The organism is Paenibacillus sp. VTT E-133291 (assembly GCF_002264395.1).
Classification (GTDB): Bacteria; Bacillota; Bacilli; order Paenibacillales; family Paenibacillaceae; genus Paenibacillus_AQ; species Paenibacillus_AQ nitricinens.
The window spans coordinates 20,556-27,060 of the sequence record NZ_NFVA01000086.1; the positions used below are offsets into that span (position 1 = coordinate 20,556).

The following is a 6,505-nucleotide window of genomic DNA, read 5'->3' on the forward strand; positions in this document are numbered from 1 at the left end:
CTTTGTATCTCTAAATTAGAAACCTTTTCGTAAATAAGTGAACATTGAATTTAGATATTGGTCGAACGATATGGCATCGGAGTGTTCATCCTGCGCTTCACCTGGTAGCATGACATTCAGACGTCCATCCAGAATCGGCACGAACGCTCCGTAAACGGCACCAGCGAGAAGATGTGTATATCCGTCGGCATAGCGCCCATGAGTGAACTGTTCGAGCACTTCCTGCGCGGCAATCTGCAGGCGGCGGAATACGCTGAGGATATAAGGCTCCAGTGACTGATATTGATTAGCCAGCGATACGAATTGCCGCAATTGATACAGAAACTCGGAAGTGAACTGCAGCTTGAACAATTTATACAGAGCATCCAGCGGTGTTGCATCTGGTGGCAGGTCCTCGAATAGCTTGCTCTGACCCTCTCTTGAAGAGTTGCTGATAAAATATGCGGCTACCGCCTCCTCTTTGCATGAGAAGTAGTTGGCAAAGGTCCGCCGGGAGTAGCCGGCTTTCTGGACAACGTCGTCGACGATGAAGCCGTCCATCCCTAGTTCAAGCGCAAGCTCGAAGGCAGATTTGGCTAAGGCATAGGCAGTAGCTTCTTTTTTTTTGTCGCGCAGCGTCTGTTTGGGGTTCAAATTCTATGCGATCTCCTTTCTTAAGTACAGAGGATATTCTGTGCTCTATTTTCTATTTTTATATTATTGCCCAAAGGGCAAAATTGCGCAATGGGCAATTTTTAAGAAACGAGTGGAGGTTATATTCAGGATACAGGATAGTGAACCGTCCGAGGTTGTAAGCAGGGTAGTTGTCAGACTAAAAAGAGATCAGCAATGATTAACATTGCTGATCTCTTTTGCAATTTACTTTAAATAGTGCTATTTGCTTTTATATATTAAGCTTCTTTGGCGATGATCTTTTTGAGCTTCACTTCGGGTTCTTGCTCAAGATCAGGCGCTTGCCCAACACGTTTAATGAAGAAAGAGAGCAGCAGGCCGAGAATGCCGATACCAACAATGACTAGATAGGAATCATTGATACCTTGGATGGAAGCCTCCATAATCATATGTTCCTGTGTTCCGTTTTGTGTGCTACCGGAGGCTAGCATATCCTTCATATGCGTTGTGGTACGACTCGTCATTACGGTGACGAGTAGGGAAGTCCCCACGGCGCCAGCCACTTGTCGAATGGTATTCGAGATCGCTGTACCGTGCGCACTAAGCTTGGAAGGCAATTGATTTAGCCCTAAAGTTTGGATAGGCATCAGGAGCAGAGCCATCCCGATCCGGCGTCCTGTTGACATATAGACCAGATACATATAACTGGTTGAGTCCGTTAAGTTCACAAAGCTTAGCGTAGTTGCAATTGTAATGAGTAGACCGATGATGGCAAGCCATTTTGCCCCGAACCGGTCGAACAGCTTCCCGGTTATCGGCATTAGTAAACCCATAATGAGTGCACCAGGAAGCAGCAGCAAGCCGGATTCCATCGCTGTAAAGCCACGGGCATTCTGCAGATACAGAGGCAACAGCATCATATCTGCATACATCACGATGGTAACTGCGATACTGATGACAGTCGTTAAGGAAAACATACTGTATTTGAAGGCTCGAAGATCAAGCAGCGGGTTCTGGGAAGCTAGCTGTTTCCAAGTAAACAAGCCAAGGGAAAGGACACCCAGGCCCAGAGACAACAGCACTTCCGCGCTTGACCAGCCTGCGCTTGCAGCGCGGCTGAAGCCATACAGCAAGGTTCCAAAACCAATCGTAGAAAGAATTACGCTAACAATATCCAACTTGGGAAAGATGCGCTCCGATACATTTTTTAAATAAATAAATCCGCAGATAATTACAATAACGGTCAAAGGAATCATGCCATAGAACATAGTTTCCCAAGAATAATGCTCCAAAATATATCCGGCTAGAGTAGGTCCAATGGCAGGCGCAAAAATAATGGCTAACCCTACCATCCCCATGGCCGCCCCTCTCTTTTCCGGAGGGAACAGGGTCAAGATGACATTCGTGAGCAGTGGCATGATAATCCCGGCACCAGCTGCCTGAATCATACGACCGGTCAGCAGAATAGGGAAGTTAGTTGCGAGAGCCGAAACGATCGTTCCAGCCAAAAATATAAACATGGATGCTTGAAAAAGCTCTCGCGTCGTAAACCGTTGCATCAAATATGCTGTAATTGGGATCAGAACCCCATTAATCAGCATATAGCCTGTTGTGAGCCACTGAGCGGTAGCAGCCGTGATATTAAAATCATGCATTAACTCCGGAACGGCAACGCTCATTACCGTTTGATTCAGTGTTGCAAGAAAGGCGCCCAAAATCATAATGAATAAGATGGGTCCCTTTTTTACGGAACTGCTTGTTACTTCTGTCTTTGTACTCACTCCACTCCATCCTTTCAAATCTTCGATCATGGACTAAATTTACAGTGTGTTGTATAGTTTACAATGCATGAATTAGATTATAAATGAAATTTTCATGTAATCAAGCAACGATTTGCGAAAAAATGTAAAATAGTTTACATTCATTTTAAATTTGTAGTGTTTTCTCATGAAAAAACAACAATTTATTAAAAATTGTAGTTTACGATATGAATGTAAAAGATTGGAGAGAGTAGGATGAATAACACATCGCAACGTACAGATCCACGGGTACTTCGTACACGTCAATTGCTTAGAGATGCTGTGATTGAATTGCTTGAGGAAATGGATATTGAGAAAATATCAGTAAACCGTATTGCAGAGCGGGCTAAAATCAATCGGGTTACTTTTTATCTGCATTATCGGGACCTGCCGGATATGTTAGAAAAGATGGCGGATGAAATGGTGGAGGACATTCTACAAGTAGTGAACAACGAAGATAATGATCACGAATCGGTTGAAGAAGAGAATTTAAGAATACTTGAGAGTCTGCTAAAGCATATTGCGGAAAATGCAAAATTCTACAAAGTTATACTCACATCGAAACGGAGCCCGATTTTTACTGATCGACTGTTTGACTTGATGGCGGAAATCATTTCTGCACACCAGGAGAAAAAGGAGGGTGCGGCTGATCATTCCAAGATGCCCATACAGAAGGACATTGCCGTTTGGTACGGTTCTGCAGCCTTAATTGGCACGGTTATTTCTTGGCTTCGAGATGACATGCCCTATACGCCAGTGTATCTTGCCAGACAAATAAGTATGCTGCGTGCTAACTAGTCAAATGAATGCGATCAAAGGAAAAGCCGCGCATCATTGCGCGGCTTTTGATGTGCAGAGCGGGTTACTCACTGCACACTGAGATTATCCCAGTTGACTTGAAATTCCTTCAGCATGCCTTCTTTCGTCAGCTTTCCACCGAGATAGCCTTGAATGCTGCTGGATAATTCCTGTGGCATCCCGTTTGGCAGACGGGTCCAGTTCCAGGTTAGTGCTTGATCCTTATCGGTATAGGCTAACACTTCGGCGCCCAGCGCTCCAAGATCTTCTTCGGTGCCCTTAATGCTGTCGAGCGCAGGGATGAACTGGAATTCCTTAGTGATATACTTTTTCCCAGTCTCGGAGGTGACCAGCCAATCCAGGAAGACCTTGGCTTCCTGCTTAACGGGGGAGTTTTTATTGATCACCCAATTGCTTGGCACGCCTACATACAGCTTGTCGTTGTCTTCGGGGGTGTCGTCAATGGGCATCGGCAGGATACCCAAATTTAGATTAGGATCGATACCATCGATCTGTCCTTGCGTCCAGTTGCCCTGCTGCATCATTGCGGCTTCTCCGCTCGCTAGCATAGTGACTTGGGTATTATAGTCTGTCGAGAGAGGGTTCTTATTGCCGTACTCTACAGTAAGGTCGAGTAGATCGATCCACTTGGAGAAAATAGGGTCTCCGGCGAAGGTTTTGGAACCGTCTGTAAGTCCGGCGATGAATGCCTCCGGATCAGGCTGCTGGGCGAAAGGTACGTTCACATTATGATTGCCAAGCACGAACCATTCCTGGTAGCCGTTCGCAAAAGGTGTGATGCCAGCTGCCTTCAACTTCTCTGAGGCTTCGCGCAGAGCGGTTAGCGTCAATGGCTTCTCGGTGATGCCGGCTTTTTTAAATAGGTCCTTATTATAGATGAAGCCGTATCCTTCCAGATTCATCGGCATGCCATAGAGCTTGCCATCGATGGTCATTTGTTCTGCTGCAAGTGGCTTTACATCCTTGACCCAAGCTTCGCCGCTCAGGTCCTCCAGATATTCCAGCCACATATCACGTTCATTGTTGCCGCCGATGGTGAAGATATCCGGTTCATCTCCAGATGAGAACTTGGCGCGTAGGGAGGCGCCGTAATCGGTCCCGCCACCGACGCTTTGGACCTCCAGTTTAATATTGGGGTGTTCCTTCTCAAATTCAGTCTTAAGCGAAGCAAGCGCTTCAGATATTTCAACCTTGAACTGGTAGATATGCACGGTTTTAACTCCATTCGCATTGTCGCTGTTATCTCCGCAGCCGGCTGTCAGGGCAGCCAGCAGCAGGGAGCATGCGAGGAGAATTCCACGTTTGGTTCTCATATTCATTCATCCTCTCTGGCTGAAAATAACATGTATCGTTAGCCCTTTACGGAGCCTTGGGCAATGCCTTCAATAATATATTTTTGCATCGCTAGGAAAAAAATGACCACAGGCGTAATCCCGAGCACAAGTCCCGGAAGCGCCAAATCCCACTGTTTCGTATATTGTCCGAAGAAGCTATAAGTGGCGATGGGAATGGTGCGAAGCACCGGGTCCTGCAGAATAAGCGAAGGCATTAAGTAATCGTTCCAGATCCACAGGGTATTCAGAATAATGACAGTGACAATAATCGGCTGCATGAGCGGAAGCACAATCCGGAAAAAGGTACCATAAGGACTGTTGCCATCTACTCTCGAAGCCTCCTCAATATCAAGAGGTACCGATTTGACGAAGCCATGGAACAGAAATACAGTCATAGGGGCGCCAAATCCAAGGTACGCTAAAATCAAACCTGCGGTTGAATCCATGACCCCCAGACCGCTAACGACTTGCACCAGCGGGATCATGATCGCCTGAAATGGAATAACCATAGCGGCCACTAAGGCAATATAAAGTATGCGGTTATATAAGCTGTTATTGCGGACCATTTTGTAAGCGCACATAGAGCAGAGGGACGCTAGCAGAATATTACTAATCACCGTGATAATAAAAGAGTTTAGGAAGGCACGAGGAAAATTAATGGCTTTCCAAGCTTCGGCGTAGTTGCTCCACTGGAATACGGAGGGCAGCGCAGCGGAATCCGAAAGAATCTCACTATAGCTTTTAACCGAGTTAGCTAGCAGAAAGTAAAACGGTACTAGGAATAGAAGGCCCAGCAGGATCACAATCACTTCGACGAGAAGCAGGGGCACATTGAATTTCTTGGCGGTAGTCTCCATTACAGCTCCACCTCTCTTTTCTTAGTTGCTCTAACCTGTAGCAGGGAGATCAAGGCCACAATGACGAAGAAAATCATCGCTTTCGCTGAGCCCATCCCGAATCGGCTAATAGTGTAGGCCTCATTGTAAATATTCAACGCTACAGATTCGGTAGCTTTGAAGGGACCACCCTTGGTCAGCGACAGGTTAAGGTCGAACAGCTTAAACGACCAGGAGATAGAAAGGAACAGACAAACGGTTACAGCCGGCATAACCAGCGGGATGATGACATGGCGTAGAGCCTGAAAGCGTCCGGCGCCATCCACTTTTGAGGCTTCAAGCAGGCTTTTGGGAACGTTATTGATTGCAGAAATGTAGATGACCATTAGGTACCCTGCATTTTGCCAGACAAATACGATCACTATCGCCCAGAAGGCTGTCCCTCCGGTGCCCAGCCACGGAAGATTAAAGAAGGACCAGCCCGTAGCCTGTCCAATCGAGGAGAATCCTCTTACAAAAATAAACTGCCAAATGAACCCGAGCAAAAGTCCACCAATGACATGAGGGACAAAAAATACCGTTCTCAGGACATTACGCGTGAACAGCTTACGGGTCAGTACATAAGCGAGTGCGAAGCCGAGCAGATTGGTCAGCACCAGGCCAAATAAAGTGAACTTCGCTGTGAACCAGAATGAATGAAGAAAGGAAGGGTCCTTCGTGAATATATGTAGATAGTTCCGGAGTCCGGCCCACTCCACATGACGCGAGATTCCGTTCCAGCTGGTAAATGAATAATAGAGTCCTAAAAAGAAAGGAATCAGCACAATCATAAAGAAAAACAAGGAAGTCGGCCCGACAAAAATAAACTGCTGCATCAGGCGTGATCTTTTTCTATGGTCCATCGTTCCTCACCCCTTTTTGTTAATGTAAACTTTTCATTCTATAACCGGATTGGTGATTAAGCGAAACAAAAAGTAATATCACGCACAAAGTAATCTTAACCAGTTACGGTATCGGAGAGGCAAAAATGCCTTTGATAGCGCCGAAAGTGGTCGATTTGGAGAAAAGAGAGGCGAAAATGCCTTTGATAGCGCTGAAAGTGGTC

6 protein-coding genes are annotated in these 6,505 nt (G+C 46.1%); 1 reads left to right on the plus strand and 5 read right to left on the minus strand.

Annotated features, from left to right (window positions below; all coding sequences use genetic code 11):
* Positions 1-15: 15 nt before the first annotated feature.
* Complete coding sequence (locus tag CA598_RS25490) at positions 16-633, minus strand: TetR/AcrR family transcriptional regulator (protein ID WP_094872232.1); 618 nt, start codon at positions 631-633, stop codon at positions 16-18.
* A 257-nt stretch (positions 634-890) separates the two neighbouring features.
* Positions 891-2,333, minus strand: coding sequence for a DHA2 family efflux MFS transporter permease subunit (locus CA598_RS25495; RefSeq protein WP_256989924.1), 1,443 nt, complete (start codon positions 2,331-2,333; stop codon positions 891-893).
* Between the two features lie 294 nt (positions 2,334-2,627).
* Between CA598_RS25495 and CA598_RS25500 the strand changes: the two genes are divergently transcribed.
* Positions 2,628-3,209, plus strand: a complete 582-nt coding sequence (locus CA598_RS25500; RefSeq protein WP_094872235.1) for a TetR/AcrR family transcriptional regulator — start codon at positions 2,628-2,630, stop codon at positions 3,207-3,209.
* 68 nt (positions 3,210-3,277) lie between these two features.
* Here CA598_RS25500 and CA598_RS25505 read toward each other — a convergent pair whose 3' ends face one another.
* From CA598_RS25505 to CA598_RS25515, 3 genes are read right to left on the minus strand one after another with little or no spacing between them, the layout of a single operon-like run.
* Positions 3,278-4,543 (minus strand): ABC transporter substrate-binding protein, encoded by a 1,266-nt coding sequence (locus CA598_RS25505; protein WP_256990641.1) that lies wholly within the window; start codon positions 4,541-4,543, stop codon positions 3,278-3,280.
* A 38-nt stretch (positions 4,544-4,581) separates the two neighbouring features.
* Positions 4,582-5,421 carry a carbohydrate ABC transporter permease gene (locus CA598_RS25510; protein ID WP_094878341.1) on the minus strand — a complete coding sequence of 280 codons (840 nt, stop codon included), beginning with the start codon at positions 5,419-5,421 and terminating at the stop codon, positions 4,582-4,584.
* Positions 5,421-6,302 carry a carbohydrate ABC transporter permease gene (locus CA598_RS25515; RefSeq protein WP_094872239.1) on the minus strand — a complete coding sequence of 294 codons (882 nt, stop codon included), beginning with the start codon at positions 6,300-6,302 and terminating at the stop codon, positions 5,421-5,423. Before CA598_RS25515 ends, CA598_RS25510 begins: the two co-directional genes overlap by 1 nt.
* Positions 6,303-6,505: the final 203 nt, after the last annotated feature.

Excerpts from the sequence above, each read along its gene's own strand:
- CA598_RS25515 (WP_094872239.1), bottom strand. The coding sequence starts at position 6,302 with ATGGACCATAGAAAAAGATCACGCCTGATGCAGCAGTTTATTTTTGTC.
- CA598_RS25495 (WP_256989924.1), bottom strand. The coding sequence starts at position 2,333 with ATGATTTTGGGCGCCTTTCTTGCAACACTGAATCAAACGGTAATGAGC.
- CA598_RS25500 (WP_094872235.1), top strand. The coding sequence starts at position 2,628 with ATGAATAACACATCGCAACGTACAGATCCACGGGTACTTCGTACACGT.
- CA598_RS25505 (WP_256990641.1), bottom strand. The coding sequence starts at position 4,543 with ATGAGAACCAAACGTGGAATTCTCCTCGCATGCTCCCTGCTGCTGGCT.
- CA598_RS25510 (WP_094878341.1), bottom strand. The coding sequence starts at position 5,421 with ATGGAGACTACCGCCAAGAAATTCAATGTGCCCCTGCTTCTCGTCGAA.